At 70.8% G+C, this 24,784-nt stretch carries 23 protein-coding genes; 15 read left to right on the top strand and 8 right to left on the bottom strand.

The features are described from left to right. Positions 1-7 precede the first annotated feature (7 nt). The 3 genes from AB0D74_RS25785 to AB0D74_RS25775 all read left to right on the top strand — a co-directional run bounded on the left by AB0D74_RS25785 (position 8) and on the right by AB0D74_RS25775 (position 2,772). The gene (locus AB0D74_RS25785) at positions 8-766 is read left to right on the top strand and encodes a calcium-binding protein (RefSeq protein ID WP_362591459.1); all 759 of its coding nucleotides are present in this window, start codon (positions 8-10) and stop codon (positions 764-766) included. A gap of 117 nt (positions 767-883) precedes the next feature. Beyond that, positions 884-1,816, top strand: coding sequence for a hypothetical protein (locus tag AB0D74_RS25780; RefSeq protein ID WP_362591456.1), 933 nt, complete (start codon positions 884-886; stop codon positions 1,814-1,816). Between the two features lie 173 nt (positions 1,817-1,989). After that, the gene (locus AB0D74_RS25775) at positions 1,990-2,772 is read left to right on the top strand and encodes a hypothetical protein (RefSeq protein ID WP_362591453.1); all 783 of its coding nucleotides are present in this window, start codon (positions 1,990-1,992) and stop codon (positions 2,770-2,772) included. Between the two features lie 76 nt (positions 2,773-2,848). Here AB0D74_RS25775 and AB0D74_RS25770 read toward each other — a convergent pair whose 3' ends face one another. Together AB0D74_RS25770 and AB0D74_RS25765 are read right to left on the bottom strand one after the other, a co-directional pair. Beyond that, on the bottom strand, positions 2,849-5,248 hold the full coding sequence (locus tag AB0D74_RS25770) for a cation-translocating P-type ATPase (RefSeq protein ID WP_362591450.1): 2,400 nt from the start codon (positions 5,246-5,248) through the stop codon (positions 2,849-2,851). Positions 5,249-5,501: 253 nt separating this feature from the next. Further along, positions 5,502-5,756, bottom strand: coding sequence for a DUF2530 domain-containing protein (locus AB0D74_RS25765; protein ID WP_362591447.1), 255 nt, complete (start codon positions 5,754-5,756; stop codon positions 5,502-5,504). A 112-nt stretch (positions 5,757-5,868) separates the two neighbouring features. Between AB0D74_RS25765 and AB0D74_RS25760 the strand changes: the two genes are divergently transcribed. Continuing rightward, positions 5,869-7,320, top strand: coding sequence for an NCS2 family permease (locus tag AB0D74_RS25760; RefSeq protein ID WP_362591444.1), 1,452 nt, complete (start codon positions 5,869-5,871; stop codon positions 7,318-7,320). Here the strand turns inward: AB0D74_RS25760 and AB0D74_RS25755 are convergent. Then, a complete protein-coding gene (locus AB0D74_RS25755; RefSeq protein WP_362591441.1) occupies positions 7,313-7,507 on the bottom strand; it encodes a ribbon-helix-helix protein, CopG family in 195 nt (64 codons plus the stop codon). The genes AB0D74_RS25760 and AB0D74_RS25755 overlap by 8 nt on opposite strands. Positions 7,508-7,689: 182 nt before the next feature. On the opposite strand from AB0D74_RS25755, the gene AB0D74_RS25750 reads away from it, so the two are divergent. Together AB0D74_RS25750 and AB0D74_RS25745 are read left to right on the top strand one after the other, a co-directional pair. Further along, positions 7,690-8,127, top strand: a complete 438-nt coding sequence (locus tag AB0D74_RS25750) for a MarR family transcriptional regulator (protein WP_362591434.1) — start codon at positions 7,690-7,692, stop codon at positions 8,125-8,127. Positions 8,128-8,156: 29 nt separating this feature from the next. Further along, entirely contained in the window at positions 8,157-9,506 is a 1,350-nt protein-coding gene (locus AB0D74_RS25745; protein ID WP_362591431.1) for an MFS transporter, read from the top strand. A 59-nt stretch (positions 9,507-9,565) separates the two neighbouring features. On the opposite strand, the gene AB0D74_RS25740 is transcribed toward AB0D74_RS25745, so the two are convergent. Then, positions 9,566-10,084: a GNAT family N-acetyltransferase gene (locus tag AB0D74_RS25740; protein WP_362591428.1), complete on the bottom strand. Its 519-nt coding sequence runs from the start codon at positions 10,082-10,084 to the stop codon at positions 9,566-9,568. Positions 10,085-10,109: 25 nt separating this feature from the next. Between AB0D74_RS25740 and thpR the strand changes: the two genes are divergently transcribed. Beyond that, a complete protein-coding gene (thpR, locus tag AB0D74_RS25735) occupies positions 10,110-10,682 on the top strand; it encodes an RNA 2',3'-cyclic phosphodiesterase (RefSeq protein WP_362591425.1) in 573 nt (190 codons plus the stop codon). Positions 10,683-10,908: 226 nt separating this feature from the next. On the opposite strand, the gene AB0D74_RS25730 is transcribed toward thpR, so the two are convergent. The 3 genes from AB0D74_RS25730 to AB0D74_RS25720 form a co-directional block, all read right to left on the bottom strand. Then, positions 10,909-11,901: an aldo/keto reductase gene (locus AB0D74_RS25730; RefSeq protein ID WP_362591423.1), complete on the bottom strand. Its 993-nt coding sequence runs from the start codon at positions 11,899-11,901 to the stop codon at positions 10,909-10,911. A 50-nt stretch (positions 11,902-11,951) separates the two neighbouring features. Next, positions 11,952-12,539 (bottom strand): Uma2 family endonuclease, encoded by a 588-nt coding sequence (locus AB0D74_RS25725; RefSeq protein WP_362591420.1) that lies wholly within the window; start codon positions 12,537-12,539, stop codon positions 11,952-11,954. Positions 12,540-12,627: 88 nt separating this feature from the next. Then, entirely contained in the window at positions 12,628-13,311 is a 684-nt protein-coding gene (locus AB0D74_RS25720; protein WP_362591417.1) for a GDSL-type esterase/lipase family protein, read from the bottom strand. 94 nt (positions 13,312-13,405) lie between these two features. Here AB0D74_RS25720 and AB0D74_RS25715 point away from each other — a divergent pair, with 94 nt between their 5' ends. The 3 genes from AB0D74_RS25715 to gcvH all read left to right on the top strand — a co-directional run bounded on the left by AB0D74_RS25715 (position 13,406) and on the right by gcvH (position 15,673). After that, on the top strand, positions 13,406-14,419 hold the full coding sequence (locus AB0D74_RS25715; RefSeq protein WP_362591414.1) for a WD40 repeat domain-containing protein: 1,014 nt from the start codon (positions 13,406-13,408) through the stop codon (positions 14,417-14,419). A 158-nt stretch (positions 14,420-14,577) separates the two neighbouring features. Continuing rightward, complete coding sequence (locus AB0D74_RS25710) at positions 14,578-15,117, top strand: hypothetical protein (protein ID WP_362591411.1); 540 nt, start codon at positions 14,578-14,580, stop codon at positions 15,115-15,117. A 163-nt stretch (positions 15,118-15,280) separates the two neighbouring features. Continuing rightward, entirely contained in the window at positions 15,281-15,673 is a 393-nt protein-coding gene (gene gcvH / locus AB0D74_RS25705) for a glycine cleavage system protein GcvH (protein WP_362591408.1), read from the top strand. Positions 15,674-15,739: 66 nt separating this feature from the next. Here gcvH and serC read toward each other — a convergent pair whose 3' ends face one another. Continuing rightward, positions 15,740-16,858 carry a phosphoserine transaminase gene (gene serC / locus AB0D74_RS25700; protein ID WP_362591405.1) on the bottom strand — a complete coding sequence of 373 codons (1,119 nt, stop codon included), beginning with the start codon at positions 16,856-16,858 and terminating at the stop codon, positions 15,740-15,742. Between the two features lie 156 nt (positions 16,859-17,014). Between serC and AB0D74_RS25695 the strand changes: the two genes are divergently transcribed. From AB0D74_RS25695 to AB0D74_RS25675, 5 genes are all read left to right on the top strand, one after another. Further along, complete coding sequence (locus AB0D74_RS25695; protein WP_362591402.1) at positions 17,015-19,975, top strand: FAD-binding and (Fe-S)-binding domain-containing protein; 2,961 nt, start codon at positions 17,015-17,017, stop codon at positions 19,973-19,975. Then, positions 19,972-20,730 (top strand): metallophosphoesterase family protein, encoded by a 759-nt coding sequence (locus tag AB0D74_RS25690; RefSeq protein ID WP_362591399.1) that lies wholly within the window; start codon positions 19,972-19,974, stop codon positions 20,728-20,730. The genes AB0D74_RS25695 and AB0D74_RS25690 overlap by 4 nt, the downstream gene beginning before the upstream one ends. A gap of 205 nt (positions 20,731-20,935) precedes the next feature. Further along, the gene (locus AB0D74_RS25685) at positions 20,936-22,090 is read left to right on the top strand and encodes a peptidoglycan bridge formation glycyltransferase FemA/FemB family protein (RefSeq protein WP_362591396.1); all 1,155 of its coding nucleotides are present in this window, start codon (positions 20,936-20,938) and stop codon (positions 22,088-22,090) included. Between the two features lie 275 nt (positions 22,091-22,365). Continuing rightward, positions 22,366-22,497, top strand: a complete 132-nt coding sequence (locus AB0D74_RS25680; RefSeq protein WP_352356046.1) for a hypothetical protein — start codon at positions 22,366-22,368, stop codon at positions 22,495-22,497. Between the two features lie 93 nt (positions 22,498-22,590). Then, the gene (locus AB0D74_RS25675) at positions 22,591-24,756 is read left to right on the top strand and encodes an ABC transporter ATP-binding protein (RefSeq protein ID WP_362591392.1); all 2,166 of its coding nucleotides are present in this window, start codon (positions 22,591-22,593) and stop codon (positions 24,754-24,756) included. The last annotated feature ends 28 nt before the right edge of the window (positions 24,757-24,784 follow it).

Genomic DNA, 24,784 nt, shown 5'->3' with positions numbered 1-24,784 from the left:
GGAACCCATGCGTACACGAGTCTTCGGAGCGTCCCTCACGGGCGCCCTGGCCCTCTGCGCGGTCGCGGTGCCGGTGGCCCAGGCCGACGGGGGATCCGGTGACACCACGATCACCAAGGTCGTCGTCGACGGCGACAACAAGGTGGTCGTGGGCACGTCCGGCGCGGTGACGGTCAAGGTCGCGGTGACGGCCAAGGACGGCTCCGGTATCGAGAGCGCCGACAACTTCTCGCTGTCGGGACCGGACTACGGCTTCTTCACCACGTCCAAGCCGACCTGCGTGGCCGCCAGTTCGACCACCTCGACGTGCACCGGCACCGTGAAGATCGACCCGAAGGTCGACTACCTCAGCAACGCGAGCGCCGGTACCTGGTACGTCGACGCGTGGATCGACGCGAAGGACGGGGACTTCGTCTGGGTCGAGAAGGCGGGCTCCTTCAAGTTCCAGCGCGCCGCCAAGCTGACGGTCAACGCCACGCCCGAGCCGGTCAAGAAGGGCAAGACCCTCACGGTCACCGGCAGCCTGACCCGCGCCAACTGGGAGTCGCTGAAGTACTCGGCGTACGGCAGCCAGTCGGTGCAGCTGCAGTTCCGCAAGAAGAGTTCCAGCACCTACACCACGCTGAAGACCGTCAAGGCCACCTCGGCGGGCGCCCTGAAGACGACGACCAAGGCGACCGTGGACGGCTACTACCGCTACGTCTTCGCGGGCAACGGGACCACGGGCGCGGTCAGCGCCACGGGCGACTTCGTCGACGTGAAGTAGCCGACGTGAAGTAGCCGACGGCCCGCGGGCCCCGCGCTCCTCCCGCCCTCCGGGCACCGCTCGTCATCCCCACCCCCCACGCCTCCTCTTTCCCACCTCTTACCTCCGAGGAAGCACATGCGTATGCGCGTCACCGTGGCCGCCGTCTCCGGCGCCCTGGCCCTCTCCGCCCTCGCCGTGCCGACCGCACTGGCCGCCGGCGGCACCTCGTCCTCGTACAGCCCGGCCGGCCTGGCGAAGCTCGTCCAGGAGCACCAGGCCACCGCCGGCCGCTCGGCGTACACCGCGTCGACCGCGGCCGACGCCGGCGACCCCTACCCGCTGGACCTGACCTTCTCCGCCGTGACGGTCAACAAGGGCAAGCCGCTCGTCGCGGGCACCACCACCCACGGGACGTTCCCGGTCACGTACACGGTGACGCACGGGGCGGACGTCGACATCCACGCCGACGACTTCCTGATGGACGTCGAGATCTACCGCGGCTCTCCCGAGGACCCCTCGAACGAGCTCTTCGGCGTGGACTGGGCGACCTGCACGGACACCTCGACCACCACCGCCAACTGCAAGGGCACCATCGACGTCTTCGCGGACGAGCAGCTCTCCAACGCCGACGCCACCACCTGGAAGGCGTTCGGCTTCGCCATCGCCCTCAACGGCCAGGACCCGACCGGCGACGACTGGAGCAAGATCGGCTACACCGAGCAGGACAACCTGGCCACCACCAGGCTCCAGCGCCTGTCGAAGCTGACGGTGAACGCCGCCCCGGAGCCGGTGAAGAAGGGCAAGACCCTCACGGTCACCGGCAAGCTGTCCCGGGCCAACTGGGACGACGGCAAGTACCACGGCTACGCCGGCCAGTCCGTGCGGCTGCAGTTCCGCAAGAAGGGCAGCACCACCTACACCAACGTCAAGGGCATCAAGTCGTCCTCGACCGGCACCCTGAAGACGACGACCAAGGCGACGGTGGACGGCTACTACCGCTTCTCCTTCGTCGGCACCGCCACGACCCCGGCGGTCAACGCGACGGGTGACTACGTCGACGTGAAGTAGCGGCACCGGGAGTAACCCCAAGGGGACGTAATCCGGTCGTAAAAGAAACAAAATCTGACCGGATTACGTCTCACACGTACAACCTCGCTCACCCCTCGTGGATCTGATCACCCGAGTCAACAGACTCCCTAGATCACTTGGGCCTCGCGCCCACTGTTCCCACTGGGGAATCCATGCGCATTCGTGCCACTGTGGCCGCCGTCTCCGGCGCCCTGGCCCTCTCCGCGTTCGTCGCCCCGGCCGCGCACGCCGCCGGCAGCGCGCCGGACGTCACCTTCTCCAACATGAAGGTCAACAAGGGCAGCAGCATGGTCGTCGGCACGACCAAGGCGTCCTTCTCCGTCACGTACACCGTGACGCACGCGGCGAGCCTGAAGGCGAGCGACTTCGCCACCGGCCCGGCCATCTACCGGGGTACCTCGATCACGAAGCCGAGCGACCTGTTCGTCTCCGACGAGCCGGGCACCTGCACCGCCGCCTCCACCACCGTCCTCAACTGCAAGGCCGCCCTGGTCTTCACGGTCAACGGGGACGAGGATCTGACCAACTCCGAGGCGGGCTCCTGGAGCGTCGGCGCGGTCGCCATCGGCGAAGGCGGCTCGAAGTGGGTCGGGAGCCTGGGCACCACCAAGGTCCTGCGCGCCACGAAGCTGACGGTCAACGCCACCCCCGAGCCGGTCAAGAAGGGCAAGACCGTCACGGTCACCGGCTCCCTGACCCGCGCCAACTGGGACACCCACAAGTACGGCGCCTACGGCAGCCAGTCGGTCAAGCTCCAGTTCCGCAAGAAGAGCTCCACCGCCTACACCACCCTGAAGACCGTCAAGGCCTCCTCCACGGGCGCCCTGAAGACGACGACCACCGCGACGGTCGACGGCTACTACCGCTACTCCTTCGCGGGCTCCACCACAAGCCCGGCGGTCAGCGCCACGGGCGACTACGTCGACGTGCAGTAGTGAGCGCGCCCCGTAAGGGGCGCGGGGAACTGCGCGACCAGCCCCCACCGGGCCCGCGCAGTTCCCACGGACCGCATCACACCGGATAGCGACGCTCCACCCACTTCCAGAGAAACTCCAGCAGAGCCGACCCCACCACGGCCACGCCGACGGCAGTCCACGGCATGACCACCCCCACCAGCTTCAACGCGAAGAAGCTCTGCAGCGCCGGCACGGCGAGCACGAACACGAAGGCCACGCCCATCGACGCCACCAGGGCGACACGCCACCAGGTGTACGGCCGCGCGATGATCGCCAGCACCCACATCGAGATCAGGAACAGCGTGAGCGTCGCCGCACTGGTCTCGGCGTCCAGGGACCCCGGCCCCGTGTAGTAGTGGCGGGCGATCAGGTACATCACGAAGGTCGCGACGCCGGCCACCACGCCCCCCGGGATCGAGTACCGCATCACCCGCCGGACGAAGTGCGGCTGGGCCCGTTCCCTGTTCGGCGCCAGGGCGAGGAAGAAGGCCGGGATGCCGATCGTCAGGGTCGACAGGAGCGTCAGGTGCCTCGGCAGGAACGGGTACTCGACCTGCCAGCAGACCACCAGCACCGCGAGCAGCACCGAGTACACCGTCTTGACCAGGAACAGCGTGGCGACCCGGGTGATGTTGCCGATCACCCGCCGCCCCTCGGCCACCACCGAGGGCAGCGTGGCGAAGCTGTTGTTGAGCAGCACGATCTGGGCCACCGCCCGGGTCGCCTCCGAGCCCGAGCCCATCGAGACCCCGATGTCGGCGTCCTTGAGGGCGAGTACGTCGTTCACGCCGTCGCCGGTCATCGCGACCGTGTGCCCGCGCGACTGCAACGCCCCGACCATGTCCCGCTTCTGCTGCGGGGTGACCCGTCCGAAGACGGTGCCGGCGTCCAGGGCCTCGGCCATCCCGTCCCGCTCGGCCGGCAGCCGGCGCGCGTCCACCGTCGTACCGCTGAGGCCGAGCTTGGCGGCCACCGCGCCCACCGAGACCGCGTTGTCGCCGGAGATGACCTTGGCGCGGACGTCCTGGTCGGCGAAGTAGCGGAGGGTGTCGGCGGCGTCCGGGCGGAGCCGCTGCTCCAGGACCACCAGCGCGGTGGCGTCGGCGCCTTGGGCCACCTCCGGGTCGTCGAGGTCCCGGCCGGCGCGGGCGAGCAGCAGCACCCGCAGTCCCTGCTCGTTGAGGCGTACGGTTTCGGCCAGTGCCGGGTCGTCGGCGCCGAGGAGCACGTCCGGCGCCCCCAGCAGCCAGGTGCTCAGCTCGCCGTCGCCCTCGCTGAAGGTCGCCCCGCTGTACTTGCGGGCGGAGGAGAAGGGCAGCGACTCCACGCACCGCCAGTCCTCGCTGTCCGGGTAGGCGTCGATGATCGCCTGGAGGGAGGCGTTGGGGCGCGGGTCGGACTCGCCGAGCGAGCCCAGCACCTTGCGTACGTACGTCTCGTCGACCCCGTCCAGCGCCCGCAGCTCGGTGACGTCCATGCCGCCCTCGGTGAGGGTGCCGGTCTTGTCGAGGCAGACGGTGTCGATCCGGGCGAGGCCCTCGATCGCGGGGAGCTCCTGGACCAGGCACTGCTGGCGGCCCAGCCGGATCACGCCGATCGCGAAGGCGACGGAGGTGAGGAGCACGAGCCCCTCGGGGACCATCGGGACGATGCCGCCGACCGTGCGGGCGACGGCGTCCTTGAGGCCGTCGTTCTTCACGACGAGCTGGGTGATGACCAGGCCGATCGCGGCCGGGACCATCATCCAGGTCACGTACTTGAGGATGGTCGAGATACCGGAGCGCAGCTCGGAGTGGACGAGCGTGAACCTGGACGCCTCCTCGGCGAGCTGGGCCGCGTACGCCTCCCGGCCGACCTTCGTCGCCGCGAAGGCGCCGCCGCCGGCCACCACGAAGGAGCCCGACATCACCTGGTCGCCGCGGCGTTTGACGACCGGGTCGGCCTCGCCGGTGAGCAGCGACTCGTCGATCTCCAGGCCGTCGGCCTCGGCGCACACCCCGTCGACGACGATCTTGTCGCCGGGCCCGATCTCGATCAGGTCGCCGAGCACGATCTCGCTCGTGCTCACTTCGACGGCGGCCCCGTCCCGGCGCACCGTCGGCCGTGACTCGCCTATCACCGCGAGCGAGTCCAGGGTCTTCTTCGCCCGCCACTCCTGCACGATGCCGATGCCCGTGTTGGCGAGGATCACGAAGCCGAACAGGCTGTCCTGGATCGGCGCCACGACCAGCATGATCAGCCACAGCACGCCGATGATCGCGTTGAACCGGGTGAAGACGTTCGCGCGCACGATCTCGCCGAACGAGCGGCTGCTGCGCACCGGTACGTCGTTCACCTCGCCGCGCGCGATCCGCTGTGCGACCTCGGCGGCTGTCAGGCCGGTCGGCCGCACGGGCGCCGGCAGCGGTACGGGATGCACAGGGTCGAGCTCGGCGCCCGCGTCGATGTGCTGCATGCATTCGACGGTACGTGCGGATTTGCGCGTTCACCTGCCGAGTGCCCGGAAGATCCGACCAGGGGAGGACCGAACTCGTGCGCAGGTTGTAGACGCCGCGACTTCTTGCCCACCTGTCGGCTGTGGGCCGGTGGGGGTTGGTCGCGCAGTTCCCCGCGCCCCCAAGAGGGTGGGTCCACTCTCCGCCCCGTAAGGGGCGCGGGGAACTGCGCGACCGGGCACGACGCACCCGCACCCGTGGACCGGCCGGTCCCTACCCGGCCGCCGCCCGGTGCGCCTTGATCGCCGCGTCCCGGCGCTTGACGTAGTACACGCCGATCAGGCCGAGGCCGCCGCCGGCCAGGCAGGTCCAGATCCACCAGGTGTGGCCGTGGTCGGCGTACCACCCGTAGAAGGGGAGCTGGGCCAGGAAGAGGACGAACCAGATGATCGTGCCGCCGATGATCGTCGGGACGACAGGGCCCTCAAGGGGCTCCGGTGCCTCGTGCTGGGGGGTCCACTTCGCCATGGCGCTCAGCTTACGCACCCGCAAGGTCTACGCGCGGAGATAGCGATCTGGACATCATATGTTCATACTGAAACCGTTTGTGTTTGACCACTTCTGATCGTAGGAACCTCCAATGTCGACCCCGGCTTCCACCCAGGCCCCCGCTCCCGAACAGCCGGGTGCGACCCCCGCGTACGGCGCGCTGGATCGTTACTTCAAGATCTCCGAGCGGGGCAGCACCCTCGCCCGTGAGGTGCGTGGCGGCTTCGCCACCTTCTTCGCGATGGCGTACATCATCGTGCTGAACCCGATCATCCTCGGCAGCGCGAAGGACATGTACGGCCACCAGCTCGACCACGGTCAGCTGGTCACCGCCACGGTCATCACCGCGGCCTTCACGACGCTGCTGATGGGCGTCATCGGCAACGTCCCGATCGCGCTCGCCGCCGGCCTCGGCGTGAACTCCGTCGTCGCGCTCCAGCTGGCGCCCCGGATGTCCTGGCCGGACGCCATGGGCATGGTGGTACTGGCCGGCATCGTCGTGATGCTGCTGGTCGCCAGCGGTCTGCGCGAGCGCGTGATGAACGCCGTCCCCTACAGCCTGCGCAAGGCGATCTCGATCGGTATCGGCCTGTTCATCATGCTGATCGGCCTGGTGGACTCCGGCTTCGTCACCCGCATCCCGGACGTCGCCCAGACCACCGTCCCGCTGCAGCTCGGCGCCGACGGTCACCTCAACGGCTGGCCGGTGCTCGTCTTCGTGCTCGGCGTGCTGCTCACCCTCGCGCTGATCGTCCGCAAGGTCTCCGGCGCGATCCTGATCTCGATCGTCGCGATGACGGTCCTCGCGCTGGTCATCAACGCCGTCGCGCACGTGACGACCTGGGGCCTGACCGTCCCGAAGTGGCCCGGCAACCCGGCCGCCACCCCGGACTTCGGCCTGCTCGGCAAGGTCAGCCTCTTCGGCGGCTTCGACAAGGTCGGCGTGCTGACCGGCGTCCTCTTCGTCTTCACGGTCCTGCTGTCCTGCTTCTTCGACGCCATGGGCACGATCATGGGCGTCAGCGACGAGGCCAGGCTGACCGACGCCCAGGGCTACATGCCGGGCATCAACAAGGTCCTCTTCATCGACGGTGTCGCGGTCGCGGTCGGCGGTGCCAGCTCCTCCTCCGCCACCACCTGCTTCGTGGAGTCGACGGCCGGCGTCGGCGAGGGTGCCCGCACCGGCTTCGCCAACGTCGTCACCGGCGGGCTGTTCACCGTGGCGCTGTTCCTCACCCCCGTGGCCACGATGGTCCCGTCCCAGGCGGCCACCCCGGCGCTGTTCGCGGTCGGCTTCCTGATCCTGGCCGGGTCGATCAAGGAGATCGACTGGGCCGACCACACCCTCGCCATCCCGGCCTTCGTGACCATGGTGATGATGCCGTTCACCTACTCGATCACGAACGGCATCGGCATGGGCTTCATCACCTTCGTGGTGCTGCGCCTGGCCGCCGGGCGGGCCAGGGAGATCCCGGTCGCGATGTACGTGGTCTCGGCGGTGTTCGCGTTCTACTACCTGATGCCGGCCCTGGGTCTCACGTGACCCTGACCTGATCGCCGTAGAACCTCTCCGTCTCCTCGACGGCGGCCGAGAACCGCTCGTCGAAGTCGTCCCGAATGAGCGTCCGGACCACGTAGTCCTGGACGCTCATTCCTCTTTTCGCCGCATGACACCGGAGCCGTTCGAGCAGCTCCCCGTCTATCCGCAGGCTGAGCACACTGGTCCCCATGCATACGAGGGCGCCACATCCACGCGCCCGATGCGTCACTTTCGGGATCCGGCTCACCCGTAAGAGTGAGGCGATGTTTTCTGGGGGATGCCCCCAGACCCCCGGGTTCAGTGGCCGAGGTCACGGGCATATCGGCGTGTCCCGGTGGTCTTTAGGTAGGGTAATGAGTTACTCTAAAGAACATGCCGGACCTTACCCAGGGCGACGACGCGGCCGCCGTGAACTCCCTCCGCTCCGCCGTGATGCGACTCTCGCGACGGCTCAAGCACCAGCGGGTCGACGAGTCACTGAGCCCCACCGAGATGTCGGTGCTGGGCACCCTCTCCAACTGCGGCCAGGCCACCCCCGGTGAGCTGGCCCGCAAGGAGCACGTCCAGCCGCCGTCGATGACCCGCATCGTCGCGCTGCTGGAGGCCAAGGGACTGGTCCGGCTGGAGCCGCACCCCGAGGACCGGCGCCAGAAGGTCGTCACCAGGACCGAGCAGGCCGAGACGATGCTCGAAGAGAGCCGTCGCAAGCGCAACGCGTTCCTGGCCGGCCTGGTCGACGGCCTCGACGAGGACGAGTGGGCAAAGCTCCGCGCCGCCGCCCCCGTGCTGGAGAAGCTCGCACACCTGTAACAGCCGATAGAAGGAGGAGGCGAATCCGTTTGAGTACGGGACCCGGAACACCTTCCGCCCCCGCACCGACCGCCCCGACTACCCCCGCAGCCCGTAGGTCCTCGATGTTCAGCTCGCTGAAGGTCAGGAACTACCGGCTGTTCTTCGCCGGCCAGGTCGTCTCGAACATAGGCACCTGGATGCAGCGGATCGCGCAGGACTGGCTGGTCCTCAGCCTCACCGGCTCCGCGACCGCGGTCGGCGTCACCACCGCCCTGCAGTTCCTGCCGATGCTGCTCTTCGGCCTCTACGGCGGGGTCCTGGTCGACCGCCTCAACAAGCGGCGCGCCCTCCTCGTCACCCAGACGTCGATGGCCCTCACCGGCATCGCGCTGGCGCTGCTGACCCTCTCCGGCCACGTCCAGGTCTGGCAGGTCTACCTCGCCGCCTTCGTCGTCGGCCTCGCCACGGTCGTCGACAACCCGGCCCGCCAGTCCTTCGTCTCCGAGATGGTCGGCCCGGACCAGCTGCAGAACGCGGTCAGCCTGAACTCCGCGAACTTCCAGTCCGCCCGCCTGGTCGGCCCCGCCGTCGCCGGCCTCATGATCACCGGCGTGGGCACCGGCTGGGCGTTCCTCTTCAACGGCCTGTCCTTCGTGGCCCCCCTCGTCGGCCTGCTGCTCATGCGCGCGCGTGACCTGCACGCCGTCCAGCGCACCCCGAAGGGGAAGGGCCAGCTCAGAGAGGGCCTGCGCTACGTCGCCGGCCGCCCCGACCTGACCTGGACCATCATCCTGATCGGGTTCATCGGCACCTTCGGCTTCAACTTCCCCGTCTACCTCTCCGCCTTCGCCGACGACGTCTTCCACGCGGGCGCCGGCTCCTACAGCCTCTTCAACACCCTGATGGCGGCCGGCTCCCTGGCCGGCGCCCTGCTCGCGGCCAGACGCGGCACCGCCAAGATGCGGGTGATGCTCGCGGCGGCGGTCGCCTTCGGCGGCCTGGAGCTGGTGGCCGCGACCGCCCCGTCCCTCTGGCTGTTCTCCCTGCTCATGGTCCCGATCGGCATGTTCGGCATGACGGTCAACGTCACCGCCAACACCACCGTCCAGATGGGCACCGACCCGGCCATGCGGGGCCGGGTGATGGCCCTCTACATGATGGTGTTCATGGGCGGCTCACCCATCGGCGCGCCCATCGCCGGCTGGATCACCGACACCTACGGCGTCCGGGCCGGCCTCGCCGTCGGCGGGGCGATCGCCGCCGCCGCGGCGATCGTCATCGGCCTCGTCCTGGCCCGGGTCGGCAACCTCCGCCTGTCGGTCGGCTGGCACGGCGGCCACCCCCGGGTCCGCTTCGTCCCGAGAGACCAGCAGGAACAGCTCGCCCCGGCGGCCTGAGCCGCGTACGGGCACGCCTCCGGGACAGGTACCGGCCCGGAGGCGTGCCCGGACCTCGGCTACAGCCTCCGGGCCAGTACCTGTCCCGGCCAGTCGCGCGTCGCCGTGTAGGCGTCGGTGCGGATGAAGCCGTTGCTCTCGTAGTAGCGGACCAGCTTTCCGTCGGCGCCCGCGTAGCAGTCCACCCGCAGCAGCCCGACCCCGGCCTGCCGGGTCTCCTCGGCCGCGTGCGCCAGCAGGGCGCTGCCGATGCCGTGGCCCTTGAAACGCCGGTCGGAGGCGAGCCAGTGGATGTACCGCTCGGGCTCACCGGGCGGCGGCAGATGGGCCAGGTAGGCGCCGGGGGCATCGGTGAGGGTGAGCGTGGCGGCCGGCACCCCGTCCGCCTCGGCGAGATACGTCACGCCCTCGTCCATGTACCGGGCGACCGACTCCACGGTCTTCTCGTGCGCCGACAGCGGCGCGGCCCCCCACTGCTCGGTCCGGCCTAGCCCCACCAGCCACTCCACGGAGCTGTCGAGCATGCCGAGGATCACGGGTATGTCGTCGGGGCCGCCTTCTCTGATGGTGATCTGCATCGCCCCATGATGGCAGGGTGGCCCCATGAGACTCTTCGCCGCCGTGCTGCCCCCGGCGGACGTGGCCGCCGAACTCGCCGAGCGTGTGGCCGGGTTGAAGAAGCTGCCCGGTGCCGAGGCGCTGCGCTGGACCGGCCGCCCCGGCTGGCACTACACCCTCGCGTTCTACGGCGAGGTCGACGACGACGTCGTACCGGACCTCTCGGACCGCCTCGCCCGCGCCGCCCACCGCACCCCGCCCTTCGCGCTGGCCGTCGCGGGCGGCGGGCAGTTCGGGCACGGCAGGGCCCTGTGGGCGGGGGCCGACGGCGACCTGGACGCCCTCCGGCTGCTGGCCGACCGCGCGGAGGCGGCGGCCCGCAAGGCGGGCGTGGACATGGGGGAGCACCGCCGCTACAAGGCCCACCTGACGGTGGCCCGCAGCCGGGACGCGGTACAGGTACGGCCGTACGTCGCGCTGCTCGCGGAGTTCGCGAGCCGGAGCTGGACGGTCGGGGAGCTGGCGCTGGTGCGGAGCAACCTGCCGACGTCCGGGGTGCCGGGGGAACAGCCGCGGTACGAGACGGTCGGCCGCTGGGGGCTCGGGGCGGCCGGTTAGGCTCGTTGCCGTGGACCCGAAGACCCGGAACCGGATCATGGCCGGTGCGCTTGTGTTGTTGTTCGTGGTGGTTGCCGTGGCCTCTGCGATGAGGTGAGGGCGGCGAGGGTGGGGCGGCGGGGAACCGCGGTCGGCTCGTCGGCTGCGGGCCGTCGGTGGCTGGTCGCGCAGTTCCCCGCGCCCCTTACGGGGCGCCTTCCCTTACGGGGCGTTTTCCCTGACGGGACTACCAGGCGAAGGCTTCCGGGGAGGGGCCCGGGCCGGGGAAGATCTCGTCCAGGCCGGCCAGCAGCTCCTCGCTCAGTTCCAGCTCCACGGCCCGCAGCGCCGACTCCAGCTGCTCCGCGGTGCGGGGGCCGACGATCGGGCCGGTGACGCCCGGACGCGTGAGCAGCCAGGCCAGGGCGGCCTCGCCGGGCTCCACGCCGTGCTTGTCCAGCAGGTCCTCGTAGGCCTGGATCTGGGCGCGGATGGTGGTGTTGGCGAGGGAGTCGGCGGCCCGGCCGCCGGCCCGGCGCCCGCCCTCGACCTCCTTCTTGAGCACGCCGCCCAGCAGCCCGCCGTGCAGCGGTGACCAGGGGATGACCCCGAGGCCGTACTCCTGCGCGGCCGGGATGACCTCCATCTCGGCGCGGCGCTCGGCGAGGTTGTAGAGGCACTGCTCGCTGACCAGCCCGATGGTCCCGCCGCGCCGGGCGGCGATCTCGTTGGCCTGGGCGATCTTGTAGCCGGGGAAGTTGGAGGAGCCGACGTAGAGGATCTTGCCCTGCGTGACGAGGGTGTCGATCGCCTGCCAGATCTCCTCGAAGGGGGTCCGCCGGTCGACGTGGTGGAACTGGTAGACGTCGATGTGGTCGGTCTGCAGCCGCCTGAGGCTGGCGTCGACCGCGCGCCGGATGTTCAGCGCGGAGAGCTTGTCGTGGTTGGGCCAGGCGTCGCCGTCGGCGGCCATGTTGCCGTACACCTTGGTGGCGAGCACCACCTTGTCGCGGTGGGCGGGGCTCTTGGCGAACCAGTTGCCGATGATCTCCTCGGTCCGCCCCTTGTTCTCACCCCACCCGTACACGTTGGCGGTGTCGAAGAAGTTGATGCCGGCGTCGAGGGCCGCGTCCATGATCGCGTGGCTGTCGGCCTCGTCGGTCTGCGGGCCGAAGTTCATGGTGCCGAGGACGAGTCGGCTGACCTTGAGTCCGGTACGTCCGAGCTGCGTGTACTTCATGGTCACCCAGCCAACGGCGTGGAGTGCGCTCTAGGCAAGGCCTGGATGCCTCACTCGGTGGGAAACTCGTCGGTCTTGAGGACGAGGTCCACCACCGTGCCGGTCAGATCGATGTCGGTGCCGAAGTCGACCCTCGTCTCGGTCGTGTAGTCGTCGCCCTTGGGGTTGCTGTAGACGTGGCAGCGACGCTGGTAGGGGTCGGCGATCAGGTAGAGGGCGACCTCGGCCACCGCGTACGCGGCCTTCTTGAGGCCGTAGTCGTTGGCCGCGGTGCCCTTGGAGATGACCTCGGCGACGAACTCGACGTCCTGGTAGCGCCAGAGCCCCTTCTTCGTCTTGACGGCGCTCTCGGCCATCAGCGTTACGTCCGACGCGAACCCGTTGAGGTGTCCCGGGTAGTCGACACGGACGTCGGACTTGATCCGCTTCCGGGGGTACTTGGTCCGCAACTGCTCGACGATGTCCAGGATGATCTCCCAGTGGGTGTCCCGCTGCGGCGACATGAAGACGATCCCCTCGACGATCTCGACCTTGTATCCCTCGGGGGCGGGCATCTTCTCGATCCGTTCGAACAGCTCGTCGAGCGTGATCTCGTCGTCGCTCTCGGCCATCGCGATCCTGTCTTCGAGGACGGTCATCCTGGCGCTCCTCCCCGGCCGCTCTCCACACGAGTACAGCCGCGCGGTTCAACGATACGCACGGTGACCGGGAAGCGGCCGAATTCGGTCAACCTGTTCCGGCCGCGTACTCCTCGCCCAGGTCCCAGCCCTGCCGCATCGCCTCCGCGAACGCCCCCGCGATCAGGTGCTCGCCGTTCGCGTTCGGGTGGGTGCCGTCGTAGGTGTCCGTGTGGATGTCGTACGACTCCGGGGGCGCGGCCAGCAGGACCGGGGAGCGGGGCTCGTCGAGGTCGGCGGCGGTCTTCGCCAGGAGTTCGTTGAAGAGGGTCACCTGCTCCGCGAACGGCTCGTCCGTCGTCGCGCGGATGTTCGGTATCACCGGCAGGAGGACCAGGTGGATCCTCGCGTTGGCCTCCCGCGCCGCCGCGACGAAGGCCCGCGCGTTCGCCGTCGTCTGCTCCGCGTTGGTGTAGAAGCCCAGGTCGATCAGGCCGAGGGAGACGAGGAGGACGTCGGCACGGCAGGAGCGCACCGCCTCCCCGACCAGCGGCGCCATGTGCAGCCAGCCCTCGCCCCAGCCGGCCAGGTGGCCGCGGGGGAAGCCGGGGTCGGCGTACGCGTACGAGGTGGGCGCGTCGGCCAGCTTGTCGTACAGCGTCTCGCGCGGGCCGACGAGCGTGAACGGGCCGCCGTACGTCGCGCACAGGTGCTGCCACATGCGGTACCGCCATGTGTGCTCGCCCGCGCTGCCGATCGTCATCGAGTCCCCGACGGGCATGAACCTGAGCATCCGCTCATGATGGACGATCAGCAGGAGCGGCGGGGTGTGAGGACCGACACGTCCGCCGCGTCCGGACACAGCGCGGGATGGCAGGCTTGGGCCCATGCGTCCACGATCGCTCGCCCTCCTCGCCGGTGTCCTGCTCACGGGTGCCCTCGCCGCCGCACCCGCCGCACCGGCCTCCGCGGCCGACGGCACCGGCGGCACCGGCGACAAGGGGTTCACGATCAAGGACCCGCGGATCGCCGAGTCCAGCGGACTCGCCGCCTCCCACCTGCACCCCGGCGTCTACTGGACGCACAACGACAGCGGTGACGGCCCGTACATCTACGCCGTCGACAGCGCGACCGGGAAGACCGTCGCCCGGATCACGCTCAGCGGGGTCGGCACGCCCCGTGACGTCGAGGCCATCTCCATCGGCCCCGACAACCAGATCTACGTCGGCGACATCGGCGACAACCTCGACGGCAGCTGGCCGTACGTCTGGATCTACCGGCTGCCCGAGCCGAAGCAGCTGGTCGACCAGACCGTGCGGGCCACGCAGTACGTCGTCAAGTACTCGAACGGCGCCCGGAACGCCGAGTCGCTGATCGTGCACCCCAAGACCGGGCGGGTGTACATCATCGACAAGAAGGAGGACGGCGGGCACCTGTACGAGGGCCCGGCGACCCTCTCCCCGACGGGCACGAACATCTTCAAGCCCGTCGCCACCGTCGACCTCTGGGCCACCGACGCCGCCTTCTCCCCCGACGGCACGCAGCTCGCCGTGCGCGGCTACTTCGGCGGCATCTACTACGACTGGAACGGCGGGAAGATCAAGCGCGAGGGCCGGCTCGACGTGCCGCTCCAGAAGCAGGGCGAGTCGATCACCTACTCCACCGACGGCACCAAGCTGCTGTACGGGAGCGAGGGGACCGACAGCCCGGTACAGGCCGAGGACGTGCCGGGCGGGTCGGGCAAGGCCTCGCCGTCGGGCGGGAGCGGTTCGGCCGCCGGGGGCGACGGCGGGAGTTCCCCGAGCAGCAGTGCGAAGATCGGCGCCGTCGCCGTCGGGGTCGCCGTGCTCGCCCTCTTCGGGCTGCGGCGGCTGCGGCGCCCGTCCGCCCGCCGGCACTGACCCGCCGGACGGCACTGACCCGCCGGACGGCCGCTGCTCACCCTTCCGGCTCACCGGCCGGGCGGCACCGCACCGGGCCGGGCAGGCTGGGAACCGTCCCGCGGGACGGGGCGGCAACGAGGCGGCACCGGGTCCCGCCGTACGGAACGGGAGTACCGATGCGCCGTAACGCCCCGCGCCTGGCCGGGCACGTCTGTCTGCTCACGGCCGCCCTGGGCCTGACCGTCCCCGCCATGGCCGGCACCGCCACGGCGGGGCCCGCCCGGACGGCCCGGGCGGTGGCCGCGGCCCTTCCGCAGGTCCGTTCGGTGCGCCTGCCGATCAGGGGCACCTTCAGGGGCCCGAGCGAGAACATCGCCGTCACGGGCACCCTCGACGTCTCCGTGATCACCGTGCCGAACGCGGCCGGCGGCGGCACCGCCCAGATCATCAGCAGCCTGGACGACACCTCCGGCACCGGCGACCCGAGCCGCGGCGCGTACGACCTCGTCGGCGCGCACCGGGACAGCCTGCCGTTCTCGGCGGCGGCGACCACGACGCTCAAGGTCAAGCCGCTCTTCCTGCTGCTCTCCCCCCTCGTGCCGCCCAACCCGATCGTGCCGCCGAACCCGGTCCGGCCGGTCACGGTGTCGGTCACCGTCGACAGCACCGGCGTCATCGGCGCCGTCACCGCCACGGTCGGCGACCCCGCGCCCTGACCCGGCCGTCACCCGCCTGCCGTCACCCGCCCGCCGTCACCCGGCCGGTGGACCGTGATGCCCGAAATACGGCGCTTCGGGGGGCGGTGCAGCAGGCTGTTCCTGCCGGTCGTCGACAGGGACGGCCGGACCCCACCGCACCACGACGGCTGATGGAGCTGAGATGTCCTACGTGCCCGCCGACCTCCGCTACACCGACGACCACGAGTGGATCCGCACCGAGGCCGACGGCAGCCTGACCGTCGGCATCACCGACCACGCCCAGAAGAACCTCGGCGACATCGTCTTCTTCGAGCTGCCCCAGGTCGGCAGGAAGATCCAGGCGGGGGAGGCCGTCGGCGTGGTCGAGTCGGTCAAGGCGGCGTCCGACATCTTCAGCCCGTTCGAGGGCGAGGTGGTCGCGATCAACGAGGAGGTCGTCGACAGCCCCGAAGAGGTCAACTCCGACCCCTACGAGATGTGGCTCTTCAGGATCAAGAGCAAGAGCAAGGGCGGGGCGGCGTCCAACGGGCTGCTCGACGCCAAGGCGTACCAGAAGCTCGTCGACGGGCAGTGAAAGAGCGAGGGGCGCCCGGTGTGTACCCACACCGGGCGCCCCTCGTCGTACGGGCCGTGAACGCGGTCAGAGCTTCTCGATCACGTAGTCGACGCACTTCGTCAGCGCCTCGACGTCCGCCGGGTCGATCGCCGGGAACATCGCGATGCGCAGCTGGTTGCGGCCGAGCTTGCGGTACGGCTCGGTGTCGACGATGCCGTTGGCGCGCAGCACCTTGGCGACGGCCGCCGCGTCGATCTCGTCGGCGAAGTCGACCGTGCCGATGACCTGCGAGCGCTGGGCCGGGTCGGTGACGAACGGGGTGGCGTACTTGCTCTCCTCGGCCCAGGTGTACAGGCGGGTCGAGGAGTCCTTCGTACGGCCGGTCGAGAAGGCGAGGCCGCCCTGGCCGTTGAGCCACTCCAGCTGCTGGTCGAGCAGGAAGAGGGTGGCGAGGGCCGGGGTGTTGTACGTCTGGTTCTTGCGGGAGTTGTCGATCGCCGTGGGGAGGCTGAAGAACTCCGGGACGTGGCGGCCGGACGCGTGGATCCGCTCGGCGCGCTCGATCGCGGCCGGGGAGAAGATCCCGATCCACAGGCCGCCGTCGGAGGCGAAGGACTTCTGCGGGGCGAAGTAGTAGACGTCGGTCTCGGCGACGTCGACCGGGAGGCCGCCGGCGCCGGAGGTGGCGTCCACGAGGACCAGTGCGCCCTCGTCGGCGCCCGCGACCCGCCGGATGGGCATGGCGACACCGGTCGAGGTCTCGTTGTGGGTGAACGCGTAGACGTCGACGCCGGCCTCGGCCTGCGCCTGCGGGTGGGTGCCCGGGTCGGAGGCGATCACGGTGGGCTCGGCCAGCCAGGGGGCCAGCTTGGCCGCCTTGGCGAACTTGGACGAGAACTCGCCGAAGGTGAGGTGCTGCGACTTGGCGTCGATCAGGCCGTGGGTGGCGACGTCCCAGAACGCCGTCGAGCCGCCGTTGCCGAGGACGACCTCGTAGCCGTCCGGGAGGGAGAACAGGGCGCTGATGCCCTCGCGGACCCGGCCGACCAGGTTCTTGACCGGGGCCTGGCGGTGGGAGGTGCCGAGCAGGGACGTACCGGTGGCGGCCAGCGCGTCCAGCGCCTCCACCCGCACCTTGGAGGGACCCGCGCCGAACCGACCGTCAGCGGGCTTGATGTCAGCAGGAATCTGGATGTCAGCCACGAGTCGGAGGGTAGCCGTTGGGCGAAACGGGACGGAACCGTGTCCGTTCGATGAGACGAGATCGCCAAGCCCTGGACTTGTGAGGTTGTACGACGATATTGGCGTGGCTGTGGAAAAAGGTCGGTGACTGTGCGTGATCGGATGCATCCTGGACGCATGACGGATCTGGCGGGACTTGAGACGGAACTGCGGGGTGCGGTCCGGGGTGAGGTCGGCTTCGACGTCACGTCCCGGGCGCTGGTCACCATGGACGCCTCCAACTACCGGCGGGTTCCGGCGGGGGTGGTGGCCCCGCGGGACGCCGACGACGTGGCGGCCGTCCTGGAGGTGTGCCGGGCGCGTGGCGTGCCGGTGGTGGCCCGCGGCGGCGGCACGTCGATCGCGGGCCAGGCGACGGGCACGGGCGTGGTCCTGGACTTCACCCGGCACATGAACCGCCTGGTCGGCCTCGACCCGGCCACCCGGACGGCCGTCGTCCAGCCGGGTCTGGTCCTCGACCGCCTCCAGGAGGCCGCCGCCCCGCACGGCCTGCGCTTCGGCCCCGACCCCTCCACGCACGGCCGCTGCACGCTCGGCGGGATGATCGGCAACAACTCCTGCGGCTCGCACAGCGTGGCCTGGGGGACCACGGCGGACAGCGTCCGGGAGCTGGAGGTGCTCACCGCGCGCGGGCGGCGGCTGCGGCCCGGGCGGGACTGGGCCGGGGCGCCGGAGGGCCTGCGGGAGCTGGCCGAGGGGGAGCTGGCACGCCTGCGCACGGGCTTCCCCGACCTCCCCCGCCGCATCTCCGGCTACGCCCTGGACGCCCTCCTCCCCGAGAGGGGTGGGGACGTCGCCCGCTCCTTCTGCGGCAGCGAGGGCACGCTGGGGATCCTCACGGAGGCGACCGTACGGCTCGTGGACGCGCCACGCGCGCGTGCGCTGGCGGTGCTCGGCTACGGCGACGAGAGCGCGGCGGCGGAGGCGGCGGCCGGGCTGCTGCCGTACGGCCCGCTCACCGTCGAGGGCATGGCGGCCGACCTCGTGCCGTCCCCGGCCGGACTGCCCCGGGGCGGTGCCTGGCTGTTCGTCGAGACGGGCGGCGAGACGGCGGCGGAGGCACGCGCCCGTGCGGAGACGGTCGTCCGGGCCGCGGACGTCCTCGACGCCCTGGTCGTCACCGACCCGGCCGGGCAGCGCGCCCTGTGGCGCGTCCGCGAGGACGCCTCCGGTACGGCGACGCGGATGCCGGACGGCACGGAGGCCTGGCCGGGCTGGGAGGACTGCGCGGTCCCGCCGGCCCGCCTGGGCGCGTACCTGCGGGACTTCCGCGCCCTGCTGACCTCCCATCACCTGCGCGGCACGCCCTACGGCCACTTCGGCGACGGCTGCATCCACGTCCGTATCGACTTCGACCTGCTGACCGAGGCGGGCGTGGCCCGCTTCCGCCGCTTCTCGGAAGAGCTCGCGGACGTGGTGGTGGCCCACGGCGGCTCGCTCTCCGGGGAACACGGGGACGGCCAGGCCCGCGCGGAACTCCTCCCGAAGATGTACGGCGCGGAGACGGTGGCGCTGTTCGAGCGGGCGAAGGGGGTGTGGGACCCGGACGACCTCCTGAACCCGGGCATGCTGGTCCGGCCCGCCCCCCTGGACGCGAACCTCCGCTTCGCGGTCCTCCCGCGCGAGCCGGTGCCCGTGGTCTTCGGCTACCCGTCCGACGGCGGCGACTTCCCGGCCGCGGTCCGCCGCTGCGTGGGCGTGGCGAAGTGCCGTACGACCGAGCCGTCCGGCGCGTCCGTCATGTGCCCGTCCTTCCGGGCCACGGGCGAGGAGGCGCACTCCACGCGCGGCCGGGCCCGGCTGCTGCACGAGATGCTGGCGGGCGAACTGGTCACCGACGGCTGGCGCTCGACGGAGGTCAGGGACGCCCTCGACCTCTGCCTGTCCTGCAAGGGCTGCCGGTCGGACTGCCCGGTCGGGGTGGACATGGCGACGTACAAGGCGGAGTTCCTGCACCACCACTACGCGGGCCGGAGGCGACCGGCCGCGCACTACAGCATGGGGTGGTTGCCGAGATGGCTGCGCCTGGTGGCCGGCACGCGCACGGCGGCGGCCGTCAACGCGCTCGCTTCGGTACGGCCGCTGGCGGCACTGGCGAAACGCCTGGGCGGGATCGCACCGGAGCGCGGGCTCCCGCGGCTCGCGCGGGAGCCGTTCAGCCGGTGGGAGCGGCACCGGCAGCGGGCGCGGCTGCGGGACTGGGCGACCGAAGCGAGGAAGGGACGCCGGCCGGACCTCCCGGAGCGGACGGCCCTCCTCTGGCCGGACACCTTCACGGAGTACCTGTCACCGCAGGTGGGCCGGGCCGCCGTACGGGTGCTGGAAGCGGCCGGAGTGGGAGTCGTACAGCTTCCGTCACGCCGCTGGAAGGCACGGCGAACCGCCGACGGCCGACTGGAGGGCTACGGCATGTCCGTGCTGGACCCCCGCCGCACCCGCGCCTGCTGCGGCCTCACCTACCTCTCGACGGGCCAGCTGGACCGCGCCCGCGAGGTGCTGCGCCGGACGCTGGATCTGCTGGAGCCGTTGCTGCCGCCGTCGGACCTGGAGACGGACGCGGACGCCGATTTCCCGCACCCGCCGCCGTTCGTCGTCCTGGAGCCCAGCTGTGCCGCCGCCCTCCGTGCCGACCTGCCGGAGCTGCTCCCCGACGACCCCCGGGCCGCCCGCCTCGCCGCGAACGTCCTCACCTTCGCGGAGGCACTGGAACGACTGGCCCCCGACTGGACCCCGCCCCGCCTGGACCGCCCGGTCACCGGCCAGACCCACTGCCACCAGCACGCGGTCCTCGGCGACGCCCCCGACCGCCGTCTCCGCGAGGCCGCCGCCCTCACCGGCGACCTGGCCGGCGGCTGCTGCGGCCTGGCGGGCAACTTCGGCTTCGAGAAGGGGCACTTCGAGGTGTCGAGGACGTGCGCGGAGGAACAGCTCCTGCCGGCGGTACGGGAGGCGGAGCCCGGCACGGTGGTCCTCGCCGACGGTTTCTCGTGCCGTACGCAGCTGGAACAGCTGGCCGGGGTGCGGGGGAGCCATCTGGCGGAGGTACTGGCCCAGGGGCTGGACGGGGAGGGGAGGTGACGGGCGGCGAGACCGGGTTCGGCCGGGTGGCGGTGCTCTCCGACATCCACGGGGTGCTCCCGGCGCTGGAGGCGGTGCTGGCGGAACCGGACGTGGCCGCGGCCGACCGGATCGTCCTCACCGGCGACATCACGGCGGGTCCGCAGCCGGCCGAGACGATCGACGTGCTGCGCGGCCTGGGCGACCGGGTGCTGTGGCTGTCGGGGAACGCCGACCGGGAACTGGTGGAGTACCGCAGGGGAGAGCGCACCGGGATCCCGGACCCGATAGGCCCGTTCGCGGCGGACGCGCTCCGGGACGACCAGGTCGACTTCCTCGCCGCCCTCCCGGGGACCGCCACCCTGACGGTCCGGGGCCTCGGCCGGGTCCTCTTCTGTCACGCGACGCCGCGCGACGACGAGGAGATCGTCCTGGTCGACTCGCCCCTGGACCGCTGGGCGGAGGTCCTCGCGCCCGTCGCCCCCGACATCGGCACGGTCGTCTGCGGTCACACCCACATGCCCTACCTGCGCCTCGCCCACGGCCGTCTGGTGGTCAACCCCGGCAGCGTCGGCATGCCGTACGGCCGTCCGGGCGCCCACTGGTGCCTCCTCGGCCCCGGCACCGACCTGCGCGTCACGCCGTACGACATCCCGGCGGCCGTCGCCCGGGTCGTGGCGGAGTGCGCCTACCCCGGCATCGAGGAATGGGCCGACTACTTCCTGCGGGCCCGGGCGTCGGACGGGGAGGCGCTCGGGGTGTTCGGTGCGCGCTAGGGCCTGGGTCCCGCGGGTGTCCGGGGACGCCGGTGCGCGCCGTTCCCGGAGGCCGCCGACACGCCCTCGGCCTCTCGCGCCGAAACGATTCCCGGCGGGCGGGTGTCTGTTGTCCTTGATGCCGACGCCACCGAACCCGACCGCCGCCCTGTCCGGTGGGCGTCGTCAGTGAGCCTCCGCACCGACCTGCCCAGGAGCCCCGCCCATGACGCCCGTGCCGCCCATGACGCCCACGACCGCAGCCCTCCGCCTCCGGCCCGTCTCCCGTGCCGAGCATCTCGCCTTCGCGGCGTCCCGCCCCTCCGTCAGCCATATGCAGCTGCCGTCCTGGGGGGACGTGAAACCCGACTGGGAGGCCGAGAGCCTCGGATGGTTCGACGGGGAGGGGCGGATGGTCGGGGCCGGGCTGGTGCTGCTGCGGGCGGTGCCCCGGGTGAAGCGGTATCTGGCGTACCTGCCGGAGGGGCCCGTCATCGACTGGCACGACCCGCGGCTGGAGCGGTGGCTCGACCCGCTGCTGGCGTATCTGAAGGGGCGCGGGGCGTTCGCGGTGAAGATGGGCCCGCCGGTCGCCGTCCGCAGGTGGAGCGCGGAGGCCGTGAAGGAGGCCATCGCCGATCCGGCCGCGCGGCGGCTGGGGGACACCGGGCCGACGTCGTACGACGCCCTCGGCACCGGCCTCGCCGAGCGGCTGCGCCGGACCGGGTGGCGGCAGGCCGAGGCGGGCGGCGAGGAGGGGTTCGCGGCCGGGCAGCCCCGGTACGTGTTCCAGGTGCCGTTCGCGGGCCGGTCGTTGGCGGACATCCAGCGCGGGCTCAACCAGCAGTGGCGGCGCAACGTGAAGAAGGCGGAGAAGGCCGGGGTCAAGGTGGTGCGGGGCGGGTACGAGGACCTGCCGGCCTTCTACGGCCTGTACACGGAGACCGCCGAGCGCGACCGCTTCATCGCGCGTCCCCTCTCCTACTTCCAGCGCATGTGGACCGCGCTCACCGCCGAACACCCCGACCGCATGCGCCTCTACCTCGCCCACCACGAGGGCGAGGTCCTCGCCGCGGCGACCATGCTCACCGTCGGCGACCACGTCTGGTACTCCTACGGCGCGTCCACCGGCCGCCGGCGCGAGGTCCAGCCCAACAACGCCATGCAGTGGCGGATGATGTGCGACGCCCACGAACTCGGCGCCGCCGTGTACGACTTCCGGGGCATCACCGACACCCTGGAGGAGTCCCACCACCTGCTGGGGCTGCTCCGCTTCAAGGTGGGCGCCGGCGGCGAGGCCGTCGAGTACGTCGGGGAGTGGGACTTCCCGCTCAACAAGCTGCTCCACAAGGCGTTCGACCTGTACATGGCCCGCCGCTGAGGCCCGTTCCGCTCAGCTTCATAAGCCGGCTCTCAGGTTCATAAGAGAACTCTCAGGTTCGGGGTCGTTATACAGCTGTTACCCAGGTTTTCACAGCACCTGTTTGCCGTTCGCAAGCCGACTTTGCCGTTGCTTGGGATCTGGGCCGTGTAAGTTTCTCGGTGTCGGGCGGCGGGGATTGCCGAGGATGACGATCCAAAATCCCCGGACGTTGCCCCAAGAGAATTCTCGTACCATCCTGCACCACTTGCACTTCGAACTCTCAAGGAGTCGGAATGAGCCTCAAGAAGCTCGCCCCGCTGCCCCCCAAGCCCAAGAAGCAGCTGCCTCCCCCGCCGCCGCCGAAGCCCAAGAAGAAGGCTCCGAAGCCGGCTCCGAAGCCGATCCCCGGCGGCCAGGACAACTGAGCCGGCCGTAAAAAGGACCGACGGTTCGCCGTCGGTCCTTTTTCGCTCGTTGATTTCAGCGGTTCCGGCGTCGAAGAATGGAGGCAGTGTGAAATGAGTGTGAAAGGGAGCGGAGACACGCAATACGAATACGAATACCAAGTCGCCGATTCGAAATACGAGGTCGATGACGACGAGTACGAGGACGACGAGGAGGACGAGGAAGGCGAGGACACGCCCACCATCCCGGCCCGTGTCGCCTTCCGCCGCTTCTGGCCGCTGACCCGGGGGCTGCGCCGCTGGCTGGTGATCGTCTGGGTGTGCACGGTGATCGCCGCGCTCGCCGAGACCGAGGCCATCCTGCTCTTCAGCGACCTCACCGACCACGCCCTGCAGAAGGGCTCGCTCAGCGCCTTCTGGAGCCCGGCGACCAAATGGCTGGGCATCGCGATCGTCGGCGCGATCGTCGCGTACGCCGGTAACTCCCTGGCCGCCTGGGTCACCGAACGCTTCGTCATGCGGCTGCGCGAACACGTCTTCGACCACGTCCAGCAGCTGCCCCCGCACTTCTTCCAGCGCCACCGCCAGGGCGACCTGCTCTCCCGCCTGACCAGCGACGTCGAGGCCATCGAGACCATGGTCGTGTCCGGGCTCGTCGGTGCCGCGTCGGCTCTGTTCAGCGCCATCTTCTACGCGGCAGCCGCGTTCTGGCTGCGCTGGGACCTGGCCGCCGCCACCTTCGTCCTCGCACCCCTGTTCTGGCTGGCCGCCCGCCGCTTCTCCGGCTCCATCAAGGATGTGTCCCGGGAGGGCCGGGTCGCCGACGGCGCGATCACCTCCGTCGTCGAGGAGTCCCTCGGCAACATCGTGCTGACGCAGGCGTACGACCGCCGCGACGCCGAGCGCCGGCGCCTGAACGAGGAGGCGAGCGCCTGGTTCCGCGCCTCCGTGCGCTCCACCCGCCTCAACGAGGCCTACGAACAGCTCGTCGCGGTCATCGAGACCGTCTGCGTCCTCGCCGTCATCGGCATCGGCGCCTGGGAGATCTCCACCGGCCGTATGACCCTCGGCCAGCTCCTCGCCTTCTCCGCCTTCCTCGGCTACCTCTACCCGCCGGTGCGCGGCCTGGCCCAGCTCGGCCTCACCGTCACCGCGGCCACGGCGGGCGCGGAACGGCTGATCGAGATCCTGGACGTGCGGCCCTCGGTCACCGACCCCCGCCGCGGCACCGGCACCGACATCGGCCGCCCGGACGGCGCCGTCGAGGTCCGCGACGTCGGCTTCCGCTATCCCGGCGCCGACCGGACCGCCCTGGAGGGCCTGTCCTTCGCCGTCAGCCCCGGCGAACTCGTGATCATCACCGGCCCCAGCGGCGCCGGCAAGTCCACCGTCTCCAAGATGCTGCTCCGCTTCTACGACCCGGACAGCGGCGAGATCCTCCTCGACGGCGTCCCGATCCGCGACTTCCCGCTGGCCCGGCTGCGCGAGTACATCACCCTCCTGCCCCAGGAGACCCTCGTCCTGCACGACACCGTCCGCGCCAACATCGCCTGCGGCCGTCCCGGCGCCAGCGACCAGGCCATCGAGGACGCCGCGAAGGCCGCCGACGCCCACGACTTCATCGTCCGGCTCCCCGACGGCTACGACACCAGGGTCGACCCCAACTCCGCCCGGCTCTCCGGCGGTCAGCTCCAGCGCCTGGCCATCGCCCGCGCCATCCTGCGCGACGCCCCGGTCCTCGTCCTCGACGAGCCGACCACCGGCCTGGACGCGATGGCCGCCCGCCGGGTCGTCAAGCCGCTGCGGCGCCTGATGGCCGGCCGCACCACCATCATGATCACCCACGACCTCAACCTCGCCCCCGACGCCGACCGCATCCTCGTCGTCGACCGCGGTCGCATCGTCGAAACCGGCCGCCACGACGAACTCCTCGCCCGCGGCGGCGCCTACTCCCGCCTCCACCGCTCCCAGAACAACGCGGTCATGGACACCGGCGAACTGCGACTGCCGCTGTTCATGGAGCAGGGCGGCGCGGTCCCGACACCGACACCGGCGGCAGAGGCCGTGGGCGTGGGAGTGGGGGCGCCTCCGAGCGACGGGTACGCCTACCAGCAGCCGTACGGGAACATGTACGACTACAACGTGTACACGGCCGCGGGACTGTGGCCACAGCCCGTGTACGAGGCCCACACACAGGCCCCCTACGGGTCCGATGTGCCCACCACACTCCCCGACGGCCGACCCCTGTTCCGCGACGAGGAGCCCTGGCCGGGTATCTGAACCGCCTCCGGACGGCCCAAGAGGGTGA

It is taken from the genome of Streptomyces sp. NPDC048278, from assembly GCF_040652195.1.
Classification (GTDB): domain Bacteria; phylum Actinomycetota; class Actinomycetes; order Streptomycetales; family Streptomycetaceae; genus Streptomyces.
The sequence above is the reverse complement of the archived record's forward strand: the minus strand, read 5'-3'. Positions and strand labels throughout refer to the sequence as shown.